This window comes from Streptomyces sp. ADI95-16 (assembly GCF_003721495.1).
Classification (GTDB): domain Bacteria; phylum Actinomycetota; class Actinomycetes; order Streptomycetales; family Streptomycetaceae; genus Streptomyces; species Streptomyces goshikiensis.
Genome location: NZ_CP033582.1, coordinates 476,837 through 499,845, shown reverse-complemented (window position 1 = coordinate 499,845; position 23,009 = coordinate 476,837). Strand labels below are relative to the sequence as shown.

Here is a 23,009-nt window from a genome sequence, read left to right as displayed (position 1 = left end):
GCGAGAACGTACTCGAAGACAGTTGCGCCCCGGCTGTTTGGGGAGGCGTCCTGCGGTCATACGGGGCTGCGTAAGACTTTTCCACCGAAGAGGGAGTGATCAGCTGTGTCTGGTGAGCAGAAGGCCGAGGCGAAGGGCGAGCAGGCCAAGGGCAAGCTCAAGGAGACCGCTGGCCGCCTGACCGGCAACGAGCGGCTGACCGCCGAGGGCCGCGCCGAGCAGGCCAAGGGCGATGCCCGCGAGGCCAAGGAGAAGGTCAAGGACGCCTTCAAGCACTGACCCCTCATGCCCGTACGCGACCGGGGCCGGGACCGCAGTAGCGGTCCCGGCCCCGGTGTGTCGACGGACGACGTCTTCGCGGTGGTGGGTTATTCGCCCTGGAGCTTGGCCAGGATCCACTCGCCGAGTTCCTGGGTCATCAGCGTGTGTCCCTCGTTGTCACTGGCGCACATGAAGGCGTCGAGTTCGCTGTCGGCGGGGTCGATCTTGCTGTAGAGCGTGTCGTGGTCGTCGATGTCGCCGGCCGCCACCGCGCTGACGCTCGGAACGAACGTGCTCGTGTTGTACGTGAGTTCGGCCGGCTGGCCTTCGAGGAGCCCGGCCAGGAAGGCGGCGGTTCCGAAGTTTCCGGGGTGGCCCGGGAGGTTGTGCGCTTCGGGGAACAGGCCGCCGGGAGCGCCGTCGATGTCGGGCAGGCCGCTGGTGGTGATCCGGATCTCGGTGTCTCCGGTCTTCTTCAGGACGGCGACGACCGGTTGGCCCGTGTTCTGGGTGTCCAGATAGGTGCCGGTCAGCTCCTGACCGGTGGTGCGCATCGCCGTCACGCCGGCCGGGATGTTGTTTCCGGCGCCGGTGCCCGTCCCGTTTCCGACACCGAGCAGGCGTACGCCCTCGGGCCAGCTTCCGACCCGTTCGAGTTCGGCGAGGAAGTCGATGCGGGCCTGGTCCTCGCGGGCCTCGGCCTCGACGGTTCCGATGTGCCAGCGCAGCAGTTCTCGTGCGGCCGGGCTGTTGACCAGCACGGAGAAGCTGCCGAGGAGTTCGCCGAACCCCGGGATCGAGCCCCAGTTGTCCTTCACCCAGTGCGCGAACGCCTGTACCGCGATGGGCAGCCAGGCGCCGCGGTGCGGGGTGTCGTAGGAGAGGTAGGTCGAGGTCTCGGGGTCGTCACCGTCGTGCTGCATCTTCGCGAGCGCGTAGCGCGTGACCAGCCCGCCCATGCTGAAGCCGCCGACCGTCAGCTTGGCGGTCCCTTCGCGGTCGTCGATCGCCTTCTCGATGCACTCGATCGCCACGGCGGCGTTGTCGAGGATGGACGCGGAACGCTCGTCGAAGCCGAGGAGGACCAGGTCGAAGCCGGCCTCGCGCAGCTTGGTGACGAAGGGGTACTCGCCGTTCTCCAGGGCGTTCCACAGCGCGTCGGGGTCGCTCTTCCCGGCGGAGAAGCCGTCGGAGAGGATCACCGGCTTCCTGACCCGGCCCTGGCCCTGCGTGCTGTAGAACACCCAGGCGGTCCCCCCTTGGAGGGGCCACGTGGCGTCCCACGCGGAGGTCTTCGGGTGCGCGGGCTGAGCACCCGGCATGGCGTTGTCCCAGATGCTCACAACAGGCATGGACATGAATCCAGCTCCTCCGTTTCGTGGTGCGGCCGGGCTGCGCCACCCGTGAGGCCGCCGCTTTCGGGGCGAATGCGGACCCATGATCGCGAGGCTCTGATCCCGCTGCCAGCGAATCCACACCACGTCACCCTTTCGACCCCGGCGCCCTTTCCGTGCAGGTCACAGGGGCGAAAGGGAAGAAACGATGATGCGGGTCCGAGGTCCGGGAGCATTCGGCCGGGCGTGAAGTACGGCGGAGAGACGACTTCGAGCGCCCCCCGGCGCGCAGTCCTGCGGGACTCCTCTCGGCTGTGACTCCAGCCGTGACTCCGGCGCCGGCCGCGACCTGGGCCGTCGCCGACATGCCGCGCATCGGCGTAATGAGCCGCTCCGGCGGCTTCCCGGGTCACGGTGTGCGGAGGCGGTGACGGGCGTGGTGGGCAGATCGGGGCGGGGGCCGGTGCTCCTCGACGCCATGACCGGAATGGGAGCGGCCGATGCTTCTCTACGCCCAGACCCCAGCACGGCGGACCCGCCAGGTCCTCGCGGACCTGATCGCCGTGGTCCTGATCGCCGCCGCGGTCAGGTTCGCCCTGGCCGTCCACGGCGCGATCATGATGCTGGCCGAGCCGGGACGCAAGGTGGAGAGCTCCGGCGAGGGCCTCGCCACCGCCCTCGATGACGCCGGTGCCACGGCCTCGAAGGTGCCGCTCGTCGGCGACCTGCTGGAGAAGCCGTTCCAGTCCGCTGCCGACGCAGGCACCGGGATCGCCGACGCCGGCCAGTCGCTTCAGGACGCCGTCAGCCAGTTGGCCACCCTGGCCACCCTCGCCCTCATCGTCGTCCCCGTGGCCTTCGTACTCCTGCTGTGGCTCCCCCTGCGCCTGCGCTGGATCCGTCGCAGCGCCACCATCCGACGCCTTCTCGACGCACCTGGAGGCGCCGACCTGCTCGCCCTGCGCGCCCTCACCGGACCGCCGGGCGACCTCTCCACGGTCCCCGCCCCTGAGGGCGGCCTCGCGGACGCCTGGCGCCGCGGCGACCGGCACGTCGTTGCCGCCCTGTCCCAGATCACGCTCAGGCGAGCCGGTTTGCGGCCCTGACGGGATCAGCGTGCGGCCCTGGAACACGGCGCCCGCGCCCGCGGCGGCCTCCTCCGGGCCGGCCGTGGGCCGTTCGGGGGAGGACGGCGGGGGCGTGCGGCGCGCTCGGGCCCACGAGGGGCCACGCTGGGCAGTCGAAGGGATTCTCCATCCCCGAAATCCCCGAACGGACCTCAAGGGAGCTCGTGGTGCCCCACGCAACCGACCCGCCCGCCCACGGGCCCGTACCCGACGGCGCTCCCGTACCCGACGGCGCTCCCGGCCCGGCGCCGCGCACTCCGGACGACGCGCCCGCCACGGCCGTCCGCTCCCGCGTGGCCCTGCGCGTCAACGGTGTCCACCACGAACTCGACCTGGACCACCGGGTCACGCTCCTCGACACCCTGCGCGAGCACCTGGACCTGACCGGCGCCAAGAAGGGGTGCGACCACGGGCAGTGCGGTGCCTGCACCGTCCTGGTGGAGGGCCGGCGCGCCAACAGCTGCCTGCTCCTCGCCGTGGCCCTCCACGGCTGCGAGATCACCACCGTCGAGGGCCTGGCCGGCCCCGACGACGCCCTCCACCCGCTCCAGCGCGCCTTCATGGAGCACGACGCCTTCCAGTGCGGCTACTGCACGCCCGGCCAGCTCTGCTCCGCGGTCGGCGCGCTCCGCGAAGCCGCCGCCGGCCACCCCTCTCACGTCACCGCCGCCGCGGCCCTGGCGGTGCCCGGCCCCGCCGTGCTGACCGCCGAGGAGGTCAGGGAACGGCTCAGCGGGAACCTCTGCCGCTGCGGCGCCTACCCCGCAATCGTACGAGCCGTCGCCGACGCGGGAGCCGACACCTCGGCCACCGCGACCGGTACGGAGGTGACCCCGTGAGGCCCTTCGCCTACGTACGCGCCACGAGCCTCCAGGAGGCGGCCGACGCCTACGCCGCCCACCCCGGCTCCCGCTATCTCGGCGGCGGCACCAACCTCGTGGACCTGATGAAGCTGGGCGTCGAGACACCCGGCGCCCTGATCGACGTCTCCCGCCTCCCGTTGGCGGAGATCCGCGAGCTCCCCGACGGCGGTCTGCGCGTCGGCGCCACGGTCCGGGGCAGCGACCTGGCCGCCGATCCGCTGGTGCGCACCCGCTACCCGCTCCTCAGCCGGGCGCTGCTCTCCGGCGCCTCCGGCCAGCTGCGCAACGTCGCCACCACCGGGGGCAACCTGCTCCAGCGCACCCGCTGCGGCTATTTCCAGGACCTGTCCAAACCCTGCAACAAGCGCGAACCCGGCAGCGGCTGCGGGGCCCGCGACGGCCTCCACCGCGACCACGCCGTACTCGGGCACTCCGAGCACTGCATCGCCACCCACCCCTCCGACATGGCCGTCGCCCTCGCCGCGCTGGACGCCGAAGTCGAGCTGTACGGCGGGGCGGGCACCACCCGTAGCGTCGCGGCCGCCGAGTTCCACCGGCTGCCGGGGGACCGGCCCGAGCACGACACCGTCATCCGCCCCGGGGAGATCATCACGGCGGTGCTCCTGCCCGCCCCCGCGCCGGGCGCCGTCTCCCTCTACCGCAAGGCCCGCGAACGCGCCTCGTACGCCTTCGCCCTCGCTTCGGTCGCCGTCGTCCTCGACCTCGACCCCGACGACGGCCGCGTGCGCCGGATCGCCCTCGCCTTCGGCGGCCTCGCCCACCGGCCCTGGCGCGCGGCCACCGCCGAGGCCCGGTTGACCGGCGCCGTACCGCACCCGGGCGCCGTCCGCGCGGCCGTCGACGCCGAACTCGCGCGGGCGAGGCCGCTGCGCGACAACGCGTACAAGCTCCCGCTCGCCCGCCACCTCGCCTGCGACGCCATCGCCGAGCTGACCGGCACGCACCCCGGTTCCCCCGCCACGCCGTAACGGTGCCACCGACCAGGAACAGGACCACGATGAGCCCGACCGCCGCCACCCTCGAATCCGCCACGGCCGCCGCTCTCGGCGCCTCCGTCCCGCGGCGCGAAGGCCGGGAGAAGGTGACCGGCGCCGCCCGCTACGCGGCCGAACGGCACCTGCCCCTGCGGGCCTACGCCTGGCCGGTTCCCGCGACCGTCCCGCGCGGGCGGATCACCGCCGTCGACACCGCCGACGCCCTGGCCCTGCCCGGCGTACTGGCCGTCCTCACCCCCTACGACGCCCCCCGCCTGGGTCCCTCCGACGACCCCACCCTGCAGCTCCTCCAGGACCTGCGGGTGCCGCACCGGGGCTGGTACGTGGCGCTGGCCGTCGCCGACACCCTCGAAGAGGCGCGGGCCGCCGCCACGGCCGTACGGGTCACCTACGAGACGGAGCCGCACGACGTCACCCTGCGCGCGGGGCATCCGGGCCTGTACACCCCCGAGGTGGCCAACGGCGGCTATCCGGCGCACCGCGAACACGGCGACCCCGACGGGGCGTTCGCCGAGTCGCCCGTACGCGTCGACGTCCGCTACTCGGTTCCGCCGCTGCACAACCACGCCATGGAGCCGCACGCGGCCACCGCCGACTGGGACTCGGAACGCGGCCACCTCACGGTGCACGACTCCTGCCAGGGCACCACGGTGGTGCGCGGCGTCCTGGCCGGGCTGTTCCGGCTGCGGGAGGACCAGATCACCGTCCTGGCCGAGCACGTCGGCGGCGGCTTCGGCTCCAAGGGCACACCGCGCCCCCACGTCGTCCTCGCCGTGATGGCCGCCCGGCACTGCGGACGCCCCGTCACACTGTCCCTGCCCCGCCGGCACATGGCCGCCACCGTCGGGCACCGCGCGCCCACCCTGCACCACCTCCGGCTGGGCGCCCGGCCCGACGGCGCCCTCACCTCCCTCACCCACGAGGTCACCACGCACACCTCGCGGGTCCGCGAGTTCGTCGAACAGGCCGCCGTACCGGCCCGGGTGATGCATGCCGTTCAGGACAGCCGCACCACCCACCGCGTCACCGCGCTCGACGTTCCCACGCCCTCCTGGATGCGCGCCCCCGGCGAAGCCCCCGGCATGTACGCCCTGGAGTCGGCCATGGACGAGCTCGCCGACGCCCTCGGCATGGACCCCGTCGAGCTGCGCGTGCGCAACGACGCGGCCACCGAGCCCGACAGCGGCCGCCCGTTCAGCAGCCGCCACCTCGTGGAGTGCCTGCGCGACGGCGCGCGCCGGTTCGGCTGGGCCGGCCGGCGGCCGCCGCGCCGCGAGGGGCCGCTCCTCATCGGGGCCGGTGTGGCCGCCGCCACCTACCCCGTGTACATCGCCCCTTCGGGCGCCCGGGCCCACGCCCGACCCGACGGGAGCTACCTGGTCGAGGTCAACGCCACCGACATCGGCACCGGCGCCCGGACGGTCATGGCCCAGATCGCCGCCGACGCCCTCCGCGTCCCGCTCGACGCCGTCTCGCTGGCCATCGGCAACAGCGCGCTGCCGCCCGGCCCCGTCGCCGGGGGCTCCACCGGAACGGCGTCCTGGGGCTGGGCGGTGCACGACGCCTGCACCGCGCTGACCGACCGGCTGGCCCGGCACCAGGGGCCGCTGCCCGCCGCCGGGCTCTCCGCGTCCGCCGACACCACCCAGTCGGCGAAGCAGAAGTCCCCGTACGCGCGCCACGCGTTCGGGGCGCACTTCGCCGAGGTCCAGGCCGACACCGTCACGGGCGAGGTACGCGTCCGCCGGCTGCTCGGCGTCTTCGCCGCCGGCCGCATCCTCAACCCGCGCACGGCCCGCTCCCAGCTCGTCGGGGGGATGGTGATGGGGCTGGGCATGGCGCTGACGGAGCACAGCGGGCTCGACCCGGCGTTCGGCGACTTCGTGGAGCGGGACCTGGCCGCGTACCACGTGCCGACGAACGCCGACGTCCCCGCCATCGAGGCCCACTGGATCGACGAGCACGACAAGCACCTCAACCCGATGGGCAGCAAGGGCATCGGGGAGATCGGCATCGTCGGCGCGGCCGCGGCGATCGGCAACGCCGTCTGCCACGCCACCGGCCGGCGGCTGCGGGAACTGCCGCTGACCCCTGACCGGGTCCTGGCCGCCCTCGATGCCGGGCCGGAGGGCGCGGGGCGCGTCGCAGGCCCGTAGCGCGGTGTCCCGCGGGCGGGGTTGACCGCCCTCACCGGGCACCACGGGGCGTGGCCGCCCGGCCCTTTGACCGCCCGGCCCTTTCACCCGCTACCGCGTGGGGCGCGGTGGCAGCCGCTTCGTGATCCGGTCGAACAGGTCCGTCAGCGGCTCGCCGACGTCCTGGCCGAACTCGGTCAGCCCGTAGGTGACCTGGGGCGGTGTCGTCGGCTCGACCTGCCTCCAGACCAGGCCGTCCTGGACCAGTGCGCGCAGCGTCTGGGCGAGCATCTTCTCGCTGATCCCCTTGATGCTCTCGCGCAGTTCGTAGAACCGGAGGTCGTCGCTCCGAAGGGCGATCAGCACCCAGACGCCCCACCGGCTGGTGACGTGGTCGACCACGTCCCGGGCGGGGCAGTCGGTGTGAAACACCTCATACGACGCCCTGTTCCCGGCCTGTGTGAGCTGCGCGCCTTCCGTCATGTGAGGAGCTTACCCAAAGGTATGTCCTTACCAAGAGTTAGTCCGGCTCATAGCGTCGGTGCCACGAAGGACGTCGAACAAGGAGCTGATCATGATCGTCGTAACCGGGGCCACCGGGAACATCGGCCGGCCGTTGACGCGGGCGCTGGCCCGGGCGGGCCGGCAAGTGACGACCGTGTCGCGGCACGCCGCGGCGGCGCCCGACGGCGTACGCCACCTGACCGTCGACCTGGCCGAGCCGGCCGCTCTCGAACCCGCGCTGGCCGGGGCCACCGCGTTGTTCCTGCTGCTCTCGGGCGACCTGCACGCCGAGGGGGCCAGGCCGGCCGACATCATCGGGCTGGCCGCGGCCAGCGGGGTGCGCCGGGTCGTCCTGCTCTCCTCGCTCGGTGTGGCGACCAGGCCCTTCGGCACGACGCGGATCAGGATGCGCGAGCTGGAGGACGAGCTGCGGAAGTCCGGTCTGGACTGGGCCGTCCTGCGGCCGGGCGGCTTCGCCTCCAACGCCTTGTGGTGGGCCGAATCCGTCCGCGCGCACCGGGTCGTCGCCGCCCCGTTCGGCGACGTGGGGGTGCCGATCATCGACCCGGCGGACATCGCCGAAGTCGCGGCCGCCTGCCTGCTGGACGACCGCCATACGGGAGGGGTCTACGAACTGACCGGACCTCAGGTGATCACGCCGCGCGAGCAGACCGAGGCCATCGCCGCCGCCCTGGGCTCGCCGGTGCGGTTTCACGAGCTCACCCGCGAGGAGGCCAAGGCGGCCATGGCCCGGAGCATGCCGGCGGAGCTCGCCGATGACACCCTGGACATCCTCGGCTCGCCGAACCCGGCCGAGCTGCGCGTCAGCGAGGACGTGCGGCGCGTCCTCGGCCGCGCTCCTCGCTCCTTCGCGGACTGGGCCACCGACCACGTCGCCGCGTTCCGCTGACGGGGCCGACACGAGCCGGGTGCCTGGCCGCGCTGACCCGATGTCACCGCGGGCCCCCGCTGGATCGGCGCCAACGGCTGCCGCCGCCCGGGCAGCTGGCGATGATCAAGAAACGGAGGCGTTTGGAATCCTTGAGACGGTGAAGACGAGCGTTGACACGGACTTCACTCATCGAGGTAGGAGAAGCGCATGGGCATCATTGCCTGGATCTTGATCGGACTGCTCGCGGGCTTCATCGCCAAGGCACTCATGCCGGGCAGGGACCCGGGCGGCGTCATCATCACGATGCTGATCGGCATCGCGGGCGGCCTGCTCGGCGGCTGGCTCGGCAAGGTCTTCTTCGGCGTCGACTCCATCGACGGCTTCTTCGACCTCTCCACCTGGATCGCCGCCATCGCCGGCTCCGTCATTCTCCTCGCCGTCTACCGACTGGTCACCGGCAACAGGCGCCATCACCGCCACGCCTGAGCGACGACCCGGCCTCAGCCGGACGCGGGCGGCCCCCCTGGGGGGCCGCCCGCGTCCGCGTGGGCGCTCTTGCCCGGGCCGAACGCGCCCGGCCCGGCGGGCGGCAGGTGAGACCATGCCCGCGATCGCGGCCAAGTGGCGGTACGGGCTGGACTCCGACGGCACGCCCACGCTGCCGTGGCACTGACTCGGAGTCGGCCCGTAACCCCCCGAGTGGGGCGGAACGGGGGCTGGTTCAGGCGTCTTCCGGTCCCGGAGTGTGGGCCGGGTGGCCCGCCGTGCGGCGGGACGCCTTCAACTGGGCTTCGTAGAGATGGTCCCGCCCATCCGCGAGGTCCCGGACGATCTGCTGTTCCAGAGCGACGAACGGGCGGTGGTACGTCGCGTTGTAGGCCTCGATGATCTGGAAGGTCCAGTGTCCGGGAATGACGTTGCGTCCGAGGATCTCGCGCTCGACGGCTTCCGCCTGGCGGTGGTGGCCCGCGCGGCGCAGCAGGCGGACCGCGTCGTCGAGTTCGAAGTCGGCTGTTCCGGTGAGCTGGTGGAAGTCGTAGAGGTGGCCACGAGCCCGCTCCGTGGTCTCCAGCGCCTTGGACAGCGCCCCCAGAGCCTCCACGGTCGCGTCGTTCACCCCGCTCGGGCGCCCGTCCACCAGGTCGGGGGCTCGGTCATCGTCGCGTTGGTTCATCCTCTGGAGGGCCCTTCTCTTTGGTACGGGCCAGGGCCCATACGGCTCCGGTCCGGCGCGCGGACGCCGGTCGCGGGACCGGAGCCGTCCCCCGGCTCGATCGTCGGCGTCTACTCGGACCGCTTCGCGTTGCGCGCGTCGCGCTTGGCCGTGCGGCGCCGGGCATCGGTGTCGGGGCTCGGCGCGTCGGCGGCCCCGTCATCGTCAGACGCGGGGATGACCGCGTCGTCCGCCTCTCGCCGGGCCGCGCGGTCTCCGCTCTCACCGGGCGCCTCGGAGGGCGGGGTGGGCTTGCGGTGTTCCTTCTCGTTCATTTTCTGCTCCTTTTCTCCGCGGGCCGTTGGATCACTTGGTGGTGGTCGGGAAGCGGTCCCAGACCCGGTGCTCGGCGAGCAGCGCCGCCAGGCCCTCCAGGGTGGACGCCGCGTCCGTTCCCCCGACGATGCCGGGGGCGTCGGCCGGAACGCCCGCTTCGGCCAGGACGGTCTCCGCTCCGGCGAAGCCGCCGATGGCCTTCGCGTGCCGGAACGTCTCGGACACCAGGAGGAGGATCCGGGGGTCGCTGCCCGTGGACCGCGCGGCGGGGCCGGGTACTCCGGCGATGAGCAGGGCGTCGAACTCGGTGGAGCGGGCGGTGGCGAACGTCCGCTGGACGGTGACGGTGTTCTTGCCCTTGCCCAGGGTGCCACCGACCGGGGCGATCACCAGGGGGAGCATGCCGGCGTCGAGGACCGCCTGCCGTGCCGCGGCGATGTCCTTCACGGCGCTGTCCGGGCCGGCGACGATGCCGACGACCCGCCCGTCCAACGGCCACTCCTGGCCGAGCTGCGACAGCGCGGGGCTGGGCTCGGCTTTCGGGAGCGGCTCCGTGGCGGCCGGGGCGGGCAGCCCCAGGCCCGAGGCCACTTGGGCGCAGAGTTCGGCGTCGATGTTGGCGAGCACGGTGAGTGCGCGTCGCTTCACCGCTTGCTCGTAGCATTTGGACAGTTCGAAGGTGTAGGCGGCGACGATGTGTTCGCGTTCCACCGCCGTCATGCTGAGCCAGAACTGGCGGGGCTGGCTGAAGTGGTCGTCGAAGGACTCGGCAGCCGCGCGCTCTTTGCGGGCGGGCGGCAGTTCGGCCGGCACCTCGATGAAGGCCGCCGTGTCCGCACCGGCGAGGAACGGGCAGCCGCCGTCCAGACCGTTCGGACGGTACGGCGCGACGCCGGAGTGGACGGCGCTCTGGTGCATGCCGTCGCGGAGCATGTCGTTGACGGGCGCGTGGGGCCGGTTCACCGGGATCTGGCCGAAGTTCGGGCCGCCGAGCCGGCTGATCTGGGTGTCCAAGTAGGAGAAGAGACGTCCGGCCAGGAGCGGGTCGTCGGTGACGTCGATGCCGGGTACCAGGTGTCCGGGATGGAAGGCGACCTGCTCGGTCTCGGCGAAGTAGTTCTGCGGGTTGGCGTTCAAAGTCATCAGGCCGATCGGCCGCACCGGGGCCAGCTCCTCGGGGACGAACTTCGTCGGGTCCAGCAGGTCGATTCCTTCGAACATCTGGTCCGGGGTATCGGGGAAGGCCTGGATTCCCAGTTCCCACTGCGGGTACGCGCCCGCCTCGATCGCGTCGGCGAGGTCTCGGCGGTGGAAGTCCGGGTCCATGCCGGCCGTGATCTGGGCTTCCTCCCACACCAGGGAGTGCACGCCGAGCTTGGGCTTCCAGTGGAACTTCACGAGGGTGGTGGCGCCCTTGGCGTTCACCAGGCGGAAGGTGTGGACGCCGAAGCCCTCCATCATGCGGTAGGAGCGGGGGATGCCCCGGTCGGACATGTTCCACAGGGTGTGGTGGGTGGCCTCGGTGTGCAGCGAGACGAAGTCCCAGAACGTGTCGTGGGCGCTCTGCGCCTGCGGGATCTCCCGGTCGGGGTGCGGCTTCGCGGCGTGGATGACGTCGGGGAACTTGATCGCGTCCTGGATGAAGAAGACCGGGATGTTGTTCCCGACGAGGTCGAAGGTGCCCTCCCCGGTGTAGAACTTCGTCGCGAAGCCCCGGGTGTCGCGCACGGAGTCGGCCGAGCCCCGTGAGCCGAGGACGGTGGAGAAGCGTACGAAGACCGGCGTCTCGACGCCCTTCGCGAGGAAGGCGGCCTTGGTGACCTTCGCCGCCGTTCCGTATCCGGTGAAGACTCCGTGGGCGGCGGCCCCTCGTGCGTGGACGACGCGCTCGGGGATCCGCTCGTGGTCGAAGTGGGTGATCTTCTCCCGCAGGTGGTGGTCCTGGAGGAGGACGGGCCCGCGTGCGCCGGCTTTGAGGGAGTGGTCGCTGTCGGACAGCCGGGTGCCCTGCGCCGTCGTCAGGTACGCGCCCCCTTGGGCCATTGCGGCCGTCGGCGCCCCGGTCGGCTGCCCCGTGGGGCTCAGCGTGTCAGGACTGCGCTGGTCGGCCTTGGGCGGCAGGGGTTCCCTCGGCCGTTCCGGCTCGGCGAGTGCGGGCGGCTCGGGAGCCGGGGCTCCCGGGACCACGCCGGGGTCGCGGCGCGCGCGGGCCGCCTTCCGGCTCGTGGCCGCCTTCGCGGGCTTCGCGGGCTTCGCGGGCTTCGCTGCCTTCGCGGGCTTCGCCTCTGCCACCTTCTTCGCAGCCATGATGTCCTTTCCGCTGGTCGAGGGCGGGGCGGGTGCCGTCGCCCTGAGAACCGGCCTCACCCGCCACCAGGTCGGCGCTACGGCCTGGATCGTCGAATACCCCTTATCCCCCGAAACATCCGATTCCTACCGCACCTGCGTCTTCCGTGCGCCGACTGCGGGGTGATGCCGCGGCCTCGGACGGCCACCGGCTCGGCCGCTACAGCCAGCCGTTGCGGCGGAAGACCCGGTGGAGGAGTCCTGATGCCAGGGCCATGAGGGCTACGGCGAGCGGGTAGCCGTAGGCCCAGCGGAGTTCCGGCATGTGCTCGAAGTTCATGCCGTAGACGCCGGCGACCATCGTGGGGATCGCGAAGATCGCGGCCCAGGCCGAGATGCGCCGCATGTCGTCGTTCTGCCAGGTGCCCACCCGGGCCTGCTGGGCGCTGAGGACGGAGTCCAGCAGCTCGTCCAGGGTGCGCACCTCGATGTCCGTACGGTGGAGGTGGTCGGTCACGTCGCGGAGGTACGGGGCGATCTTCGGGTCGAGGTCCGCCGCGCCCGGGCCGCTCAGGAGCCCTTGCGCCACCGGGACGAGCGGCTGCACCGCGTCACGGAACTCGCGCACTTCCCGCTTGAGGGAGTAGATGCCCTGGGTGTGATCGACGCGCGAGGTCGAGAAGACCTGGTCTTCCAGCCGGTTGAGTGCGGCGCGCACCCTGCGGGCCGCGTCGCTGTAGGCGTCGACGGCGACGTCCAGCACGGCGTGCAGGACGGCCCACGGGCCGAAGCGCAGCATGTCCGGGTCGGAGTCGAGCCGGCGGGCGGCCTCGGCGCACGGGTCGACCGCTCCGTGGCGCACGGTCAGTACGGCGCGGGGCCCGACGAAGAGCATGATCTCGCCGGTCTCCACCGCCGTCTCCTCCTCCACGTACCAGAGGGTCTTCAGCGCGATGGCCAGCACGTCACCGAACCGCTCCCGCTTCGGGCGCTGCTGGGCGTGGACCGCGTCCTCGACGGCCAACGGGTGCAGGCCCAGTTCCTCGGCCAGCTGGAGCAGCTCGTCCTCGGAGGGGTCCGCCAGGCGCACCCAGGCGAACTCGCCGTCGCCCACCCCGCGCAGCCGCTTCAGGACCCGCTGGCACTCCTCGTCGGGCAGCTCGCACTCCACGTACTCCGAGCGGCCCGATCCCTTGTCGTAGATGACGCATTCCATCTCACGCACATGCTTCACAACTCCGGCTTCATGCGCCCCCTCGGGCCGGGATTCCAGCCCGCCGGGGTGATCCCTTCGAGGTGGACCCCCGGCGCCGGGCGGCGGCTCAGCCCCCGCCGGCCGCCCCGCCCCGGTCCAGGACGCCCTCGACCGCGGCGAGGAGCCGCTCCCCCACCCGGTCGACGCTGCCGTTCTGGGCGCTGATCTGAGCACCTTCCAAGAGGAAGGTGATCTCCGCGGCGGCCTCGTCGGGAGAGCGCACGCCGGCACTCTCGCACATGCCCGTGAGCCTGCGCCGCTGGGTGGCCTTGTGGTCCTCGATCAGCCGGCGGGCCGGGTGTCCCCGGTCGGGCAGCCCGGCGATGGAGTTGACGAAGGGGCAGCCCCGCCGCGCGATGTCCGGCAACCCGTCGGCGATGAACCGCGTCACGGCGAGGACCTGGCCCCGGCCGTCGCCGGGGTGCTCGGCCTCGGTCCGGTCGAAGGCGGTCGAGTACCCCACCGCGACGATGCGCAGCCACTCCTCGATCAGGGCGTCTTTGGTCACGAAGTGCCGGTACAGGGCCATCTTCGTGGTCTTCGCCCGCTCGGCGATGGCCTGGACCCCGACGGCCCTGACGCCCTCGCGCAGGAAGAGCTCCTCGGCGGCGTCGAGGATGCGTTCGCGCGGGGGCAGGCGGGCCACTCTCGTGTCCCGGCCGGGCCGTGGGGTGCTGCTCGCCATCTCCGCCTCACTTCGCTCGCCGTCGCCGGCCTCTCTCCGCTCATGCTACGTTACCGACCACCCCCGGACGATACCGATCGGTATCACACGGGACCGATCGGATCATCGCGAGGCTGGACATCTTGAAGCTGCACGAATACACCCGGTACGACGCCGTGGGGCTGGCACGGCTCGTCGCACGAGGAGACGTCACCGCCGCGGAACTCGCCTCCTCGGCCCGGGAGGCGGTGGCCGCCGTCAATCCCCGTATCAACGCGGTCGTGGAGGACTGGCCGGCCGAGGACGCTCCGCGCCCCGGCAGCACGCCGCTCGCCGGTGTCCCGTTCCTCATCAAGGACCTGGCGGTGGCCATGAAGGGCAAGCGCGTCGAACTGGGCAGCCGCCTCGCCGCCGGCAACGTGGCGGCGGCGGACTCCTTCCTCATGCGGCGGTTCAGGCGGGCCGGCCTGGTGACGCTGGGCCGTACGGCGTCCCCCGAATTCGCCTACAGCACCACCACGGAGCCGGTCCTGGGCGGAGCGACCCGCAACCCCTGGGACCTCGGCAGGACGCCGGGGGGTTCCAGCGGCGGTTCGGCCGCGGCCGTCGCCGCCGGCATCACCCCCCTCGCGCACGCCACCGACGCGGCCGGCTCGATCCGCGTCCCCGCCGCCAGTACGGGGCTGTTCGGGCTCAAACCCACCCGCGGCCGCGTCTCCATGGGTCCGGACGCCGACGAGGTCTTCAACGGCCTGGCCGTGCACGGCGCCCTCAGCCGGACCGTGCGCGACAGCGCGACGCTCCTCGACCTGATCCACGGCCCCGAAAGCGGCGATCCCTACTTCGCGGCGCCTCCCCGGCGCCCGTACGCCGAGGAGAGCACCCGCGACCCGGGGCGGCTGCACGTCGGACTGCTCACCACCCCCTGGAACGGACGCGCCGTGGAACCGGCCGTTCACGAGGCCACCCTGGCCGCCGCCCGCCTGCTGGAGTCGCTCGGCCACCGGGTCGAACCCACCGGCGTGGACCTCGGGGTGAGCTGGGAGGAATTCGTCCTCGCCAACGCCCGGCTGTGGACGGCGAACCTGGTGACCTGGATCGACGGCTTCGCCGAGGCGTACGGCCGCCCCGTGGACGAGACGACCGTCGAGCCCGAGATGCTGGCGAGCTACGCCTGGGGCCGCGGGGTGAGCGGTGCGGAGTTCGTGCGGGCCCTCGACGTGCGCAACCGGGTCGCCCGCGCGATCGGCGCGCACTTCGACCGTCACGACGTACTGCTGACGCCCGCCCTTCCCGAACTTCCCCCGGCCATAGGCACCTACCACCACGGCGCGGAGGGGGCGGACGGCCGGGGCTGGCTGGAGCACCTGTTCCACAGGTCGCCGTTCACCGCGGCCTTCAACGTCGCCGGCACTCCCGCCATGTCGGTGCCGCTGGCGGCCGATCCGGCCACCGGCATGCCGATCGGCGTCCAGTTCGCCGCCGGGTACGGGCGCGAGGACGTTCTGTTCCGCCTCGCCGGGCAACTGGAGAGGGCCGCTCCCTGGGCGCGGCGCACACCCCCCGTCTGGGCGGGCACCCTCCCGGTCGCCTGAACCCCGGGAACGGTGGCCCGGGATCAGACGCCGTCGGCGCGCCTCAGATGCGCTGTGCGGTCAGCCTCTTTCCGTCCGCCCCGAGGACCAGCACGTTCCTGGCGGTACCGCCCCGGCCGTGATCGCCGTCCCACCACTCGACGAAACTCCGGGCGAGAGATTCGGATCCAGGCTTCCCGGGCCCTGCCGGGTAGTCCGTGCTCAACTCGACGTCATAGTCCCGTTCGGTCAGTTGGACTACGGTCAGCACGCGGACGTGGTCGGCTTGCCGCTCCTGGCCCTCGGTGCGGGCCCGGGCGCGGAACCGCTCCAGCATGTCCGCATCCGTGGTCCGTTTGGTCACGGGGCCGGTGGGCAACTGCTCGGGGGCATGGGCGACGCCGTTGAGGCAGCCTCGCACCCAGGCGCCACGATCCGTCTCGGCGGCACTGCCGGCCTGGAGGGCCCGGCGCGTACAGCCGCCCCATACGGTCTCGCGCACGGCCGCTCCCTTGCCCGAGGAGTCGTAGACGGCCTTGCCCTCGGTGTATCCGGCTCGGTAGGCGGCCACGTAGGCAGGTACGGCAGACGGGCTGGACCCGGGCGCGGAGCCGTCGAGGGGCCTGCCGCCGCCACACCCGACCAGGCCGACCAACGCGGCGACGGTCATACCGATCACACGGCCTGAGCGATGATTCATTACTCCCCCTGGGTGCGGACTGCCAGCCAATGAGAGGGAATCCCGGGCTCATTGGTCGCACCGGTCGAGCATGGCGCAGCCCGCCGCGGAACTGGCGGATCCGCAGCCCGGCCGCCCCGGCGGCCGGGCTTACGGCTGCGCGCCCTGCCCGGGGCACGGGCTTCGGCCGGGCCGCTGGGGGCCCGGCCGTTCAGCCGATCAGGCGTGCACCGCGTGCCACGGGGTGCACTGGCGCTCGCTGCCCTTCACGACGCACCCACGCAGCTTGTACGCGTGCCCCTCGGGCAGGTTGCCGGAAACGACCTTCAGGTAGATCGCCTTGTGGCCGCGCGTGGAGGCGATGCGGCCGTTGCTCAGCTCGGCCTCGACCGCCCAGCCGTCGGGGCTGATGTCCTTGGCGATCAGGGAGTCGCCCGGGATGCCGGGCGCGGGCTGCGGGTCGGCGTTCCACCGGACGAAGCCCATCTCGTGGCCGTCCCGGGGGCTCATGACGTTGATCGTGTACGACCCGTCGGCCGACATCGCGGTGAGCCCCGAGACCCCGGTCGTGGACACCGAGGTGTCGACGTCGGACGCGAGGTCGCCCGTCTCGTCGGCACTGGCGGTTCCGGCCCCGGCCGTGAGCCCCACCCCGACGAACAGGGCGGCCGAACCGAGGACCGCGCCGATGCGCTTGTGTATCGAACCCATGATTTCCTTCGTTCCCGCGCGCGACGGCGCACCGCCGCGCGCACGCTCTCCCGCCGGCTGCGAACGTCGCCGACGGACAGTCAAGACCACTGTAACCAGGCCCCGTTGAGAAGCTACTGGCGGGTACCCAACCGAACGCCCACCCCGCGCCGCGCCGTCGTGGTCAGCGCACGAGGGGGAGGAAGATCGTGTCGACGATCTCTTCGAGCACGTGGTCGGGCGCGGGGGCGCGGGTCACGAGGATCTCGTGGCGCAGCAGGTCGAAGGGGAGGGACTTGACGCGTTCGCTGAGGCGCTCCGGCGCGATCTCGCCGCGGTCGACGGCGCGGTCGAAGATGGCGTCGGCGGCGTTCTCGCGTCCGGTGGCGAGAAGGTCGCCGGGGCTGGTGCCCGTCGCCTGGTGGTAGCCGGCCAGGTGCGCGCTCATGGCGGTGACGAGCTGGACGCGGGTGGCGTTGATCGTCCGCAGGAGGGTGAGGACGTCCTCGCGCAGGCTCCCGGTGTCGGGGACCTCGACCCGGGACTGCTCCAGGACGTGCGTGATGGCCGCCCGTACGAGCGCGTCGCGGTCGGACCAGCGGCGGTAGAGCACGGGAGGGCTGGTGCCGGCGCGCTGGACGACGGCGTCCATGGTGAACCTCGCGTAGCCGTTGGCCGTGAGTTCTTCCCAGGCCGCATCGAGGAGCGCCTTCTCCAGTGCCGCTCCGCGGCGTCGCTCGGGCATCCGCACACCTCCGTTGGATAGATTTGCCTATCTTATCCCGGCGCCCTACCCTGAGGATCGCAAGATACAACTCTCTATCTTAAGGGCGGTGCCCGTGAGCACTCTCGGGATGTCGGCGACACCGGACCACGACGTGCTCGTGGCGGGCGCCGGGCCGGTCGGCTTGATGCTCGCCACGGAACTGGCGTTGGCGGGGGTCCGGGTGGTGGTCGTCGAACGGCGTACGGAGCCCGACACCGCGCCCAGGGCGGCGGGGATCAACACCGCCTCCGCCGAGGCCTTCGAGCGGCGTGGTCTGCTCCCCGCGGTGGAGGCGGTGCGGGGGCGGCTGCCGTTCCAGGGGGACCGCGAGCGGGCGCCCTTCGCCGGGCACTTCGGCGGGATCCACGTCCCGGCCGGCGCCGTGGACGAGCAGGACCCCGTCCTGCGTGGCCGCGGCCCCCACTGGTTCCTCGCGGTCCCGCAGGCCGAGGTGGAGCGGATCCTCGGTGAGCGCGCGGCGGAGCTGGGGGTCGAGGTACGGACCGGGGTCGAGGTGCGCGGATTCGACGCGGACGAGGACGGCGTCACCGTTCACCTGCACGGCGACGCCGACGGCAACGGCGACGTGCGCGTGGCGTGGCTCGTCGGCTGCGACGGCGGCCGCAGCCTGGTCCGGCGCCTGGCGGGCTTCGAGTTCGCCGGTACGGACCCGCTGATCACCGTCCGCCAGGCGACCGGCACCGTGGAAGGGGCGGAGCTTCTGGGACAGGGCTGGCAGCACACTCCCACCGGCGTCTACCACTACGGGCCGACGCCGGGCTGGATTCGCACCGTCGAGCTGGACGGCCCCCCGGCGGACCGGGAGGCGCCGGTCACCGCGGCCGAGATGGACTCCAGTCTGCGGCGCGTCAGCGGCGTCGACGTCCGGGTGAGCGAGGTCGCCGAGGGCGGCACGCGCTTCACGGACCACGCCCGGCAGGCGACGGCCTACCGGCGTGGTCGCGTGCTGCTCTGCGGGGATGCCGCCCACGTGCACTCGCCCTTCAGCGGCCAGGGCCTGAACCTGGGGCTCGGTGATGCCGTCAACCTGGGCTGGAAACTCGGCGCCACCGTGCGGGGGTGGGCGCCCGAGGGCCTGCTCGACACGTACACCGGCGAACGGCACCCCGTCGGCGCGGGGGTGCTCGACTGGACGCGTGCCCAGGTGGCCGCGATGCGCGGCGATGCGTACAGCGGTGCGCTCCGGGCCGTGGTCACCGACTTCCTCGGCACCCGGGACGGGGCGACCCTCTACGCGCGGCGGATCTCCGGCTTGGGGCAGCGCTACGACCTGGGGGACGGCCATCCGCTGGTCGGCGCGCTGATGCCGAGGCTCCGGCTGGACGACGGCAGCCGGCTGACCGACCACACCCACGGGGGCCGGGCCCTGCTCGTCGACCTCACCGGGGACGACGAGCTGGCAGCCCTGGCCGAGCCGTACGGCGGGCGCCTGGAGCTGCTCCGGGGCAGTTCGGACGGCGCCGGGGTGCGCGGCTTGCTGGTGCGTCCCGACGGCTTCGTGGCGTGGGCGTCGGCCACCGGTGGGCCCGCCGGCCTGGAAGCCGCCCTGACGCGCTGGCTGGGGGACGTCCGGAAGGGGTGAGCCTCACAGGAAGCGGCGCAGCGGGCGGACCGACAGCTCCCGGGCGCGCTGCACGAGGGAGCGGCGCTTCCAGCGCTGCGCGCCGATCAGGGTGCTGGCTTCCAGGTCCTGGTCGTAGTGCTCGTCCAGGGTCCGGGTGACGTCCGGGTCCATCACGGCGAGCATGACCTCCTCGTCGTGGTCGAGGGAGCGGCGGTTGAAGTTCGAGGAGCCGATGAGGGAGACCACGCCGTCCATGGTGATGACCTTGGCGTGCATCATCGTCGGCTGGTACTGGTGGATGCGCACGCCGGCGGCGGTGAGCGCCTCGTAGTGGTGCTGGCCCGCGAGTTGGCACACCCGCTTGTCGGTGTGCGGCCCGGGCAACAGGATCTCGACGGTGACGCCCCGGCGGGCCGTGGCGGTGAGCAGGTCGACGAAGAAGTCGTCGGGAGCGAAGTAGGCGGTCGCCAGGCGCACGCGCTCCTCGGCCGATTCGAGGATCACCCGCATCAGCGTCTGCATGTCCTGCCAGCCGAAGGCGGCCGAGCCGCGCACCACCTGGACCACGGCGGAGCCGGCGGGCTCGTGGGACACGAAGCGGTCGCGGGCGTCGAAGAGCTCGGGATGGCACTCGGCCCAGTTCTGGGCGAAGGCCGCGGCGATCCCGTCGACGGCGGGTCCGCGGACCTCGGCGTGGGTGTCGCGCCATTCGCGCGGGCCGCGGGCGTCGCCGCACCATTCCTCCGCTATGCCCACGCCGCCGGTGAAGGCGGTCTGTTCGTCGATGACCAGGACCTTGCGGTGGCAGCGGTGGTTCTGCTTGAGCGGGGAGAGGAAGACGGGTCTGCGGAACCAGGCGATGTCCACCCCGGCCGCGTCCATCCGGTCCAGCAGGTCCCGCTCGATCAGACGGCTGCCGAAGCCGTCCAGGAGCAGCCGCACCCGCACGCCCTCACGGGCCCGCTCGGCCAGGGCCTCGGCGAACCGGCGGGCGATGGCGCCCTTCCAGTAGACGAAGGTCATCATGTCGATCGTGTGGCGGGCGGAGCCGATGGCGTCCAGCATCGCGGTGAAGATCTCGTCGCCGTTGCGCAGCGGGCGTACGGAGTTCCCCTCGGTCGCCGCGATGCCGATCAGCCGCTCCAGCCGGCGCCGGATGCGCTGGATGCGCTCGTCCGCCGGGGTGGCGTGCGCGGGGGTGGCCTGCGGTGCCACGGCCTCGGTGCGGGTGGCTTCGGTACGGGTCATGGCGGGGCTCCTCGGGCAGACGCTGCGCGCGCCGTGGTTCCCGGCCCGCTCGGGTCGGACCCCGTGGCGGGGCCGAACGCTGTTCGGTCCCCGTATGGCCGGGATCGCGGGTCCCAAACCCGGCCGGCCGCCCTCCGCCGCCCCCCGGGGGCCGGGCGGGTCGCCGGGCGGACGCACCTCGGACGGCTGCGCGCCTGCGGGCGGGAGGCTCTGGCGGCGGGGCCGGCCGCTAGCCGGCGGTCGCGGCCCCGCTGCGGCTACCGGCTACCGGCTGAGCGACCCGAGCGCCGCCGCGTCGTACGGCTTCAGCTCGTCGAAGCGGTTGCCGAGCACCTTCGCCGCCCAGTGCGGGTCCTGGAGCAGCGCCCGGCCGACGGCGACCATGTCGAACTCGTCGCGTTCCATGCGGTCCAGGAGGTTGTCGATGTCGCCGAGCGCCGCGCCCTCGCCGGCGAAGGCGCGGATGAAGTCGCCGTCGAGGCCGACCGAGCCGACGGTGATGGTCGGCCTGCCGGTGAGCTTCTTCGTCCAGCCCGCCAGGTTCAGGTCCGAGCCCTCGAACTCCGGGAGCCAGTAGCGCCGGGTGGAGGCGTGGAACGCGTCGGCGCCGGCCGCCGCCAGCGGGGCCAGGATCGCCTCCAGCTCCTGCGGGGTCTGCGCGAGGCGGGCGTCGTAGGCCTCCTGCTTCCACTGCGAGTAGCGGAAGATCACCGGGAAGTCGGCCCGGACGCGCTCGCGGACCGCGGCCACGATCTCCGCGGCGAACTTCGTACGGGCCACCGCGTCGCCGCCGTAGGCGTCGGTGCGGCGGTTGGTCCGCTCCCACAGGAACTGGTCGAGCAGGTAGCCGTGGGCGCCGTGCAGTTCGACGCCGTCGAAGCCGATCCGCTCGGCTTCCGCGGCGGCGTCGGCGAACGCGCCGATGACGTCGTCGAGGTCGGCGCGGGTCATCGCCTTGCCGGTCCCCTCGGTGCCGTCGACGCGGATGCCGGAGGGGCCGACGGCGGGCGCGTCGGCGTACGGCGCGTCGCCCTGCTTGCGCACCATGCCTATGTGCCACAGCTGGGGCACGATCGTGCCGCCCGCCTCGTGCACGGCCGCGGCGACCTTCGCCCACCCCGCCAGCTGGTCCTCGCCGTGGAACCGCGGCACCCGGTCGCTCTGCCCGGCGGACTCGTGGCCCACGTAGGTGCCCTCGGTGACGATCAGGCCCACACCCGCGGCGGCCCGGCTGGCGTAGTACGCCCGTACGTCCTCGCCGGGCACGCCGCCGGGGGAGAACATCCGCGTCATCGGAGCCATCGCGATGCGGTTGGGGACGGTCAGGCCGTTCAGCGTGACGGGCCGGGACAGGATCTCGGACGCGCGGGAGGCGGTGGACGTGGTGACGGTCATGCGGGTCCTCCGGGGTGGGGCTGTGGCTCGTCGGGGTGACGACGAGAAGTGCATAGTACACACGCTATGTATGATGCATATTTCCACGGACCACCCCGCCAGAGGCCCGCCGGAGGACCGCCGGTCCACGGATCGGCGATGGGCGATAATGGAGCGCCGGAAGGAGGGGGAGGCGCAGTGCTGGAGAAACTGGAGCGGGAGCTGATGCTGCTCACGCGGCACCAGGTGCTCGCCCGGCGCGAGCGCGACCCCGAACGCCTGGAGCGGTCGGCGTACCTGCTGCTCAGCCGGATCGACACACAAGGCCCGATGTCCATCGGACAGTTGGCGGAGGCCTTCGGGCTCGACACCTCGACCGTGAACCGCCAGACGGCCGCGCTGCTGCGCTGCGGACTGGCCGAGCGCGTCGCGGACCCGGACGGCGGCATGGCCCGCAAGCTGCGCATCACCGCCGAAGGCGGGCACCGGCTCGCCGGGGACCGCGAGGTCAACCAGTCCTGCCTGGCCCGGGTGGTCGCCGACTGGTCCCCGGCGGAGGTACGGGAGCTGGAGGACGTCCTGGTCCGGCTCAACCGCAGCGCCGAGGCCCTCGAAGGGCGGTACTGGCCGCGCCCGGAGGAAGACGGCACCCGCGCCGCGTGCCACCCGCCGCTCCCCCGGGAATCCGCGCCGCGAGCCTCGCGCGAGACCGCGACTCCCGCCCCGTAGGCGTTCCGGCCCTGCCGGGCGGCGATGCCGCCGACTACAGCGGAGGCGTGCGCGCCGCCGCCACGATCCTCTCCAGGGCCGAGGCGTGCCGCTGGAACGCCTGGCGCCCGTGCGGGGTGAGGCGGAGGTGGGTGTGGCGTCCCGTGCTGTTCCGCGTCTTGCGGACCTCGACGTACCCGGCGCCCGCCAATGCGGCGATCTGCTTGGACAGGGCCGAGTCGCTGGTGTCCACCGCGTCCCGGACGAACCCGAACTCCACCCAGTCGGCCGGAGTCAGCGGCGCGACGACCGAGAGTCGCGCCGGAACGTGCAGGAACTCGTCGAAGTCGGGGTCCATCAGCCGTTGCCGTTCCCGCGGACGATCGACTCGACGACCGGGCGCAACGCGTACGAGGCGACCACCGCCGCCAGGGCGGTGACGGCCGCGGCGAGCGTGTGCCGCGCCGGAAGGGCGAGGAAGTGGGCGGCGATCGCCACCGCCCAGAAGAGCGCGGGAACAGGCCCAGCGCCGCGATGAGCGCGTAGGGGCGGGAGCGGG

Annotated in this window: 24 protein-coding genes; 10 read left to right on the top strand and 14 right to left on the bottom strand. The window is 72.7% G+C overall.

Annotated elements, in window-relative coordinates:
* Positions 1-105: 105 nt before the first annotated feature.
* Entirely contained in the window at positions 106-279 is a 174-nt protein-coding gene (locus EES41_RS39170; protein WP_123083284.1) for a CsbD family protein, read from the top strand.
* Between the two features lie 89 nt (positions 280-368).
* On the opposite strand, the gene EES41_RS39165 is transcribed toward EES41_RS39170, so the two are convergent.
* On the bottom strand, positions 369-1,619 hold the full coding sequence (locus EES41_RS39165; RefSeq protein WP_123083283.1) for a triacylglycerol lipase: 1,251 nt from the start codon (positions 1,617-1,619) through the stop codon (positions 369-371).
* A 476-nt stretch (positions 1,620-2,095) separates the two neighbouring features.
* On the opposite strand from EES41_RS39165, the gene EES41_RS39160 reads away from it, so the two are divergent.
* The 4 genes from EES41_RS39160 to EES41_RS39140 all read left to right on the top strand — a co-directional run bounded on the left by EES41_RS39160 (position 2,096) and on the right by EES41_RS39140 (position 6,757).
* On the top strand, positions 2,096-2,701 hold the full coding sequence (locus EES41_RS39160) for a hypothetical protein (protein WP_123083282.1): 606 nt from the start codon (positions 2,096-2,098) through the stop codon (positions 2,699-2,701).
* A 314-nt stretch (positions 2,702-3,015) separates the two neighbouring features.
* Positions 3,016-3,561, top strand: a complete 546-nt coding sequence (locus tag EES41_RS39150; RefSeq protein WP_123083434.1) for a 2Fe-2S iron-sulfur cluster-binding protein — start codon at positions 3,016-3,018, stop codon at positions 3,559-3,561.
* Entirely contained in the window at positions 3,558-4,574 is a 1,017-nt protein-coding gene (locus EES41_RS39145) for a xanthine dehydrogenase family protein subunit M (protein WP_123083281.1), read from the top strand. Before EES41_RS39150 ends, EES41_RS39145 begins: the two co-directional genes overlap by 4 nt.
* 29 nt (positions 4,575-4,603) lie before the next feature.
* Positions 4,604-6,757, top strand: a complete 2,154-nt coding sequence (locus EES41_RS39140; RefSeq protein ID WP_123083280.1) for a xanthine dehydrogenase family protein molybdopterin-binding subunit — start codon at positions 4,604-4,606, stop codon at positions 6,755-6,757.
* Between the two features lie 90 nt (positions 6,758-6,847).
* On the opposite strand, the gene EES41_RS39135 is transcribed toward EES41_RS39140, so the two are convergent.
* Positions 6,848-7,219 carry a helix-turn-helix domain-containing protein gene (locus tag EES41_RS39135; protein WP_123083279.1) on the bottom strand — a complete coding sequence of 124 codons (372 nt, stop codon included), beginning with the start codon at positions 7,217-7,219 and terminating at the stop codon, positions 6,848-6,850.
* A gap of 91 nt (positions 7,220-7,310) precedes the next feature.
* Between EES41_RS39135 and EES41_RS39130 the strand changes: the two genes are divergently transcribed.
* Both EES41_RS39130 and EES41_RS39125 read left to right on the top strand, forming a co-directional pair.
* Positions 7,311-8,150: an SDR family oxidoreductase gene (locus EES41_RS39130; RefSeq protein WP_123083278.1), complete on the top strand. Its 840-nt coding sequence runs from the start codon at positions 7,311-7,313 to the stop codon at positions 8,148-8,150.
* A gap of 189 nt (positions 8,151-8,339) precedes the next feature.
* The gene (locus tag EES41_RS39125; protein ID WP_123083277.1) at positions 8,340-8,618 is read left to right on the top strand and encodes a GlsB/YeaQ/YmgE family stress response membrane protein; all 279 of its coding nucleotides are present in this window, start codon (positions 8,340-8,342) and stop codon (positions 8,616-8,618) included.
* A 235-nt stretch (positions 8,619-8,853) separates the two neighbouring features.
* Here EES41_RS39125 and EES41_RS39120 read toward each other — a convergent pair whose 3' ends face one another.
* From EES41_RS39120 to EES41_RS39100, 5 genes are all read right to left on the bottom strand, one after another.
* Positions 8,854-9,306 (bottom strand): hypothetical protein, encoded by a 453-nt coding sequence (locus tag EES41_RS39120; protein WP_123083276.1) that lies wholly within the window; start codon positions 9,304-9,306, stop codon positions 8,854-8,856.
* 110 nt (positions 9,307-9,416) lie between these two features.
* Positions 9,417-9,620, bottom strand: coding sequence for a hypothetical protein (locus EES41_RS39115; RefSeq protein ID WP_123083275.1), 204 nt, complete (start codon positions 9,618-9,620; stop codon positions 9,417-9,419).
* 31 nt (positions 9,621-9,651) lie between these two features.
* A complete protein-coding gene (locus EES41_RS39110) occupies positions 9,652-11,928 on the bottom strand; it encodes a catalase (protein WP_123083274.1) in 2,277 nt (758 codons plus the stop codon).
* 199 nt (positions 11,929-12,127) lie between these two features.
* Positions 12,128-13,141: a magnesium and cobalt transport protein CorA gene (locus EES41_RS39105; RefSeq protein ID WP_123083273.1), complete on the bottom strand. Its 1,014-nt coding sequence runs from the start codon at positions 13,139-13,141 to the stop codon at positions 12,128-12,130.
* Positions 13,142-13,229: 88 nt separating this feature from the next.
* The gene (locus tag EES41_RS39100) at positions 13,230-13,847 is read right to left on the bottom strand and encodes a TetR/AcrR family transcriptional regulator (protein WP_123083272.1); all 618 of its coding nucleotides are present in this window, start codon (positions 13,845-13,847) and stop codon (positions 13,230-13,232) included.
* Positions 13,848-13,969: 122 nt separating this feature from the next.
* On the opposite strand from EES41_RS39100, the gene EES41_RS39095 reads away from it, so the two are divergent.
* Positions 13,970-15,421: an amidase gene (locus EES41_RS39095; RefSeq protein ID WP_123083271.1), complete on the top strand. Its 1,452-nt coding sequence runs from the start codon at positions 13,970-13,972 to the stop codon at positions 15,419-15,421.
* A gap of 43 nt (positions 15,422-15,464) precedes the next feature.
* Here EES41_RS39095 and EES41_RS39090 read toward each other — a convergent pair whose 3' ends face one another.
* From EES41_RS39090 to EES41_RS39080, 3 genes are all read right to left on the bottom strand, one after another.
* Entirely contained in the window at positions 15,465-16,100 is a 636-nt protein-coding gene (locus EES41_RS39090; RefSeq protein ID WP_164496207.1) for a hypothetical protein, read from the bottom strand.
* Between the two features lie 198 nt (positions 16,101-16,298).
* On the bottom strand, positions 16,299-16,790 hold the full coding sequence (locus EES41_RS39085) for a hypothetical protein (RefSeq protein ID WP_123083269.1): 492 nt from the start codon (positions 16,788-16,790) through the stop codon (positions 16,299-16,301).
* Positions 16,791-16,953: 163 nt separating this feature from the next.
* Positions 16,954-17,514: a TetR/AcrR family transcriptional regulator gene (locus EES41_RS39080; RefSeq protein ID WP_123083268.1), complete on the bottom strand. Its 561-nt coding sequence runs from the start codon at positions 17,512-17,514 to the stop codon at positions 16,954-16,956.
* Between the two features lie 109 nt (positions 17,515-17,623).
* Between EES41_RS39080 and EES41_RS39075 the strand changes: the two genes are divergently transcribed.
* A complete protein-coding gene (locus EES41_RS39075; protein ID WP_123083267.1) occupies positions 17,624-19,138 on the top strand; it encodes an FAD-dependent monooxygenase in 1,515 nt (504 codons plus the stop codon).
* 3 nt (positions 19,139-19,141) lie between these two features.
* Here EES41_RS39075 and EES41_RS39070 read toward each other — a convergent pair whose 3' ends face one another.
* Positions 19,142-20,368 (bottom strand): phosphatidylserine/phosphatidylglycerophosphate/cardiolipin synthase family protein, encoded by a 1,227-nt coding sequence (locus EES41_RS39070; RefSeq protein ID WP_123083266.1) that lies wholly within the window; start codon positions 20,366-20,368, stop codon positions 19,142-19,144.
* Positions 20,369-20,632: 264 nt separating this feature from the next.
* The gene (locus EES41_RS39065) at positions 20,633-21,763 is read right to left on the bottom strand and encodes an NADH:flavin oxidoreductase (RefSeq protein WP_123083265.1); all 1,131 of its coding nucleotides are present in this window, start codon (positions 21,761-21,763) and stop codon (positions 20,633-20,635) included.
* Between the two features lie 138 nt (positions 21,764-21,901).
* Between EES41_RS39065 and EES41_RS39060 the strand changes: the two genes are divergently transcribed.
* Positions 21,902-22,471, top strand: a complete 570-nt coding sequence (locus EES41_RS39060) for a MarR family winged helix-turn-helix transcriptional regulator (RefSeq protein WP_254211895.1) — start codon at positions 21,902-21,904, stop codon at positions 22,469-22,471.
* Between the two features lie 34 nt (positions 22,472-22,505).
* Here the strand turns inward: EES41_RS39060 and EES41_RS39055 are convergent, their stop codons facing one another.
* Both EES41_RS39055 and EES41_RS43575 read right to left on the bottom strand, forming a co-directional pair.
* On the bottom strand, positions 22,506-22,808 hold the full coding sequence (locus tag EES41_RS39055) for a transcriptional regulator (protein WP_123083264.1): 303 nt from the start codon (positions 22,806-22,808) through the stop codon (positions 22,506-22,508).
* Positions 22,808-22,948, bottom strand: coding sequence for a hypothetical protein (locus EES41_RS43575; RefSeq protein ID WP_254211893.1), 141 nt, complete (start codon positions 22,946-22,948; stop codon positions 22,808-22,810). Before EES41_RS43575 ends, EES41_RS39055 begins: the two co-directional genes overlap by 1 nt.
* Between the last annotated feature and the right edge of the window lie 61 nt (positions 22,949-23,009).

What these genes read in the sequence shown, in the direction of transcription:
- EES41_RS39090 (WP_164496207.1), bottom strand. Translation starts at nt 16,100, where the DNA reads ATGAATCATCGCTCAGGCCGTGTGATCGGTATGACCGTCGCCGCGTTG.
- EES41_RS39135 (WP_123083279.1), bottom strand. Translation starts at nt 7,219, where the DNA reads ATGACGGAAGGCGCGCAGCTCACACAGGCCGGGAACAGGGCGTCGTAT.
- EES41_RS39110 (WP_123083274.1), bottom strand. Translation starts at nt 11,928, where the DNA reads ATGGCTGCGAAGAAGGTGGCAGAGGCGAAGCCCGCGAAGGCAGCGAAG.
- EES41_RS39085 (WP_123083269.1), bottom strand. Translation starts at nt 16,790, where the DNA reads ATGGGTTCGATACACAAGCGCATCGGCGCGGTCCTCGGTTCGGCCGCC.
- EES41_RS39165 (WP_123083283.1), bottom strand. Translation starts at nt 1,619, where the DNA reads ATGTCCATGCCTGTTGTGAGCATCTGGGACAACGCCATGCCGGGTGCT.
- EES41_RS39140 (WP_123083280.1), top strand. Translation starts at nt 4,604, where the DNA reads ATGAGCCCGACCGCCGCCACCCTCGAATCCGCCACGGCCGCCGCTCTC.
- EES41_RS39100 (WP_123083272.1), bottom strand. Translation starts at nt 13,847, where the DNA reads ATGGCGAGCAGCACCCCACGGCCCGGCCGGGACACGAGAGTGGCCCGC.
- EES41_RS39160 (WP_123083282.1), top strand. Translation starts at nt 2,096, where the DNA reads ATGCTTCTCTACGCCCAGACCCCAGCACGGCGGACCCGCCAGGTCCTC.
- EES41_RS39055 (WP_123083264.1), bottom strand. Translation starts at nt 22,808, where the DNA reads ATGGACCCCGACTTCGACGAGTTCCTGCACGTTCCGGCGCGACTCTCG.
- EES41_RS39080 (WP_123083268.1), bottom strand. Translation starts at nt 17,514, where the DNA reads ATGCCCGAGCGACGCCGCGGAGCGGCACTGGAGAAGGCGCTCCTCGAT.
- EES41_RS39065 (WP_123083265.1), bottom strand. Translation starts at nt 21,763, where the DNA reads ATGACCGTCACCACGTCCACCGCCTCCCGCGCGTCCGAGATCCTGTCC.
- EES41_RS39125 (WP_123083277.1), top strand. Translation starts at nt 8,340, where the DNA reads ATGGGCATCATTGCCTGGATCTTGATCGGACTGCTCGCGGGCTTCATC.
- EES41_RS39130 (WP_123083278.1), top strand. Translation starts at nt 7,311, where the DNA reads ATGATCGTCGTAACCGGGGCCACCGGGAACATCGGCCGGCCGTTGACG.
- EES41_RS39060 (WP_254211895.1), top strand. Translation starts at nt 21,902, where the DNA reads ATGGGCGATAATGGAGCGCCGGAAGGAGGGGGAGGCGCAGTGCTGGAG.
- EES41_RS39070 (WP_123083266.1), bottom strand. Translation starts at nt 20,368, where the DNA reads ATGACCCGTACCGAAGCCACCCGCACCGAGGCCGTGGCACCGCAGGCC.
- EES41_RS39115 (WP_123083275.1), bottom strand. Translation starts at nt 9,620, where the DNA reads ATGAACGAGAAGGAACACCGCAAGCCCACCCCGCCCTCCGAGGCGCCC.
- EES41_RS39075 (WP_123083267.1), top strand. Translation starts at nt 17,624, where the DNA reads ATGTCGGCGACACCGGACCACGACGTGCTCGTGGCGGGCGCCGGGCCG.
- EES41_RS39120 (WP_123083276.1), bottom strand. Translation starts at nt 9,306, where the DNA reads ATGAACCAACGCGACGATGACCGAGCCCCCGACCTGGTGGACGGGCGC.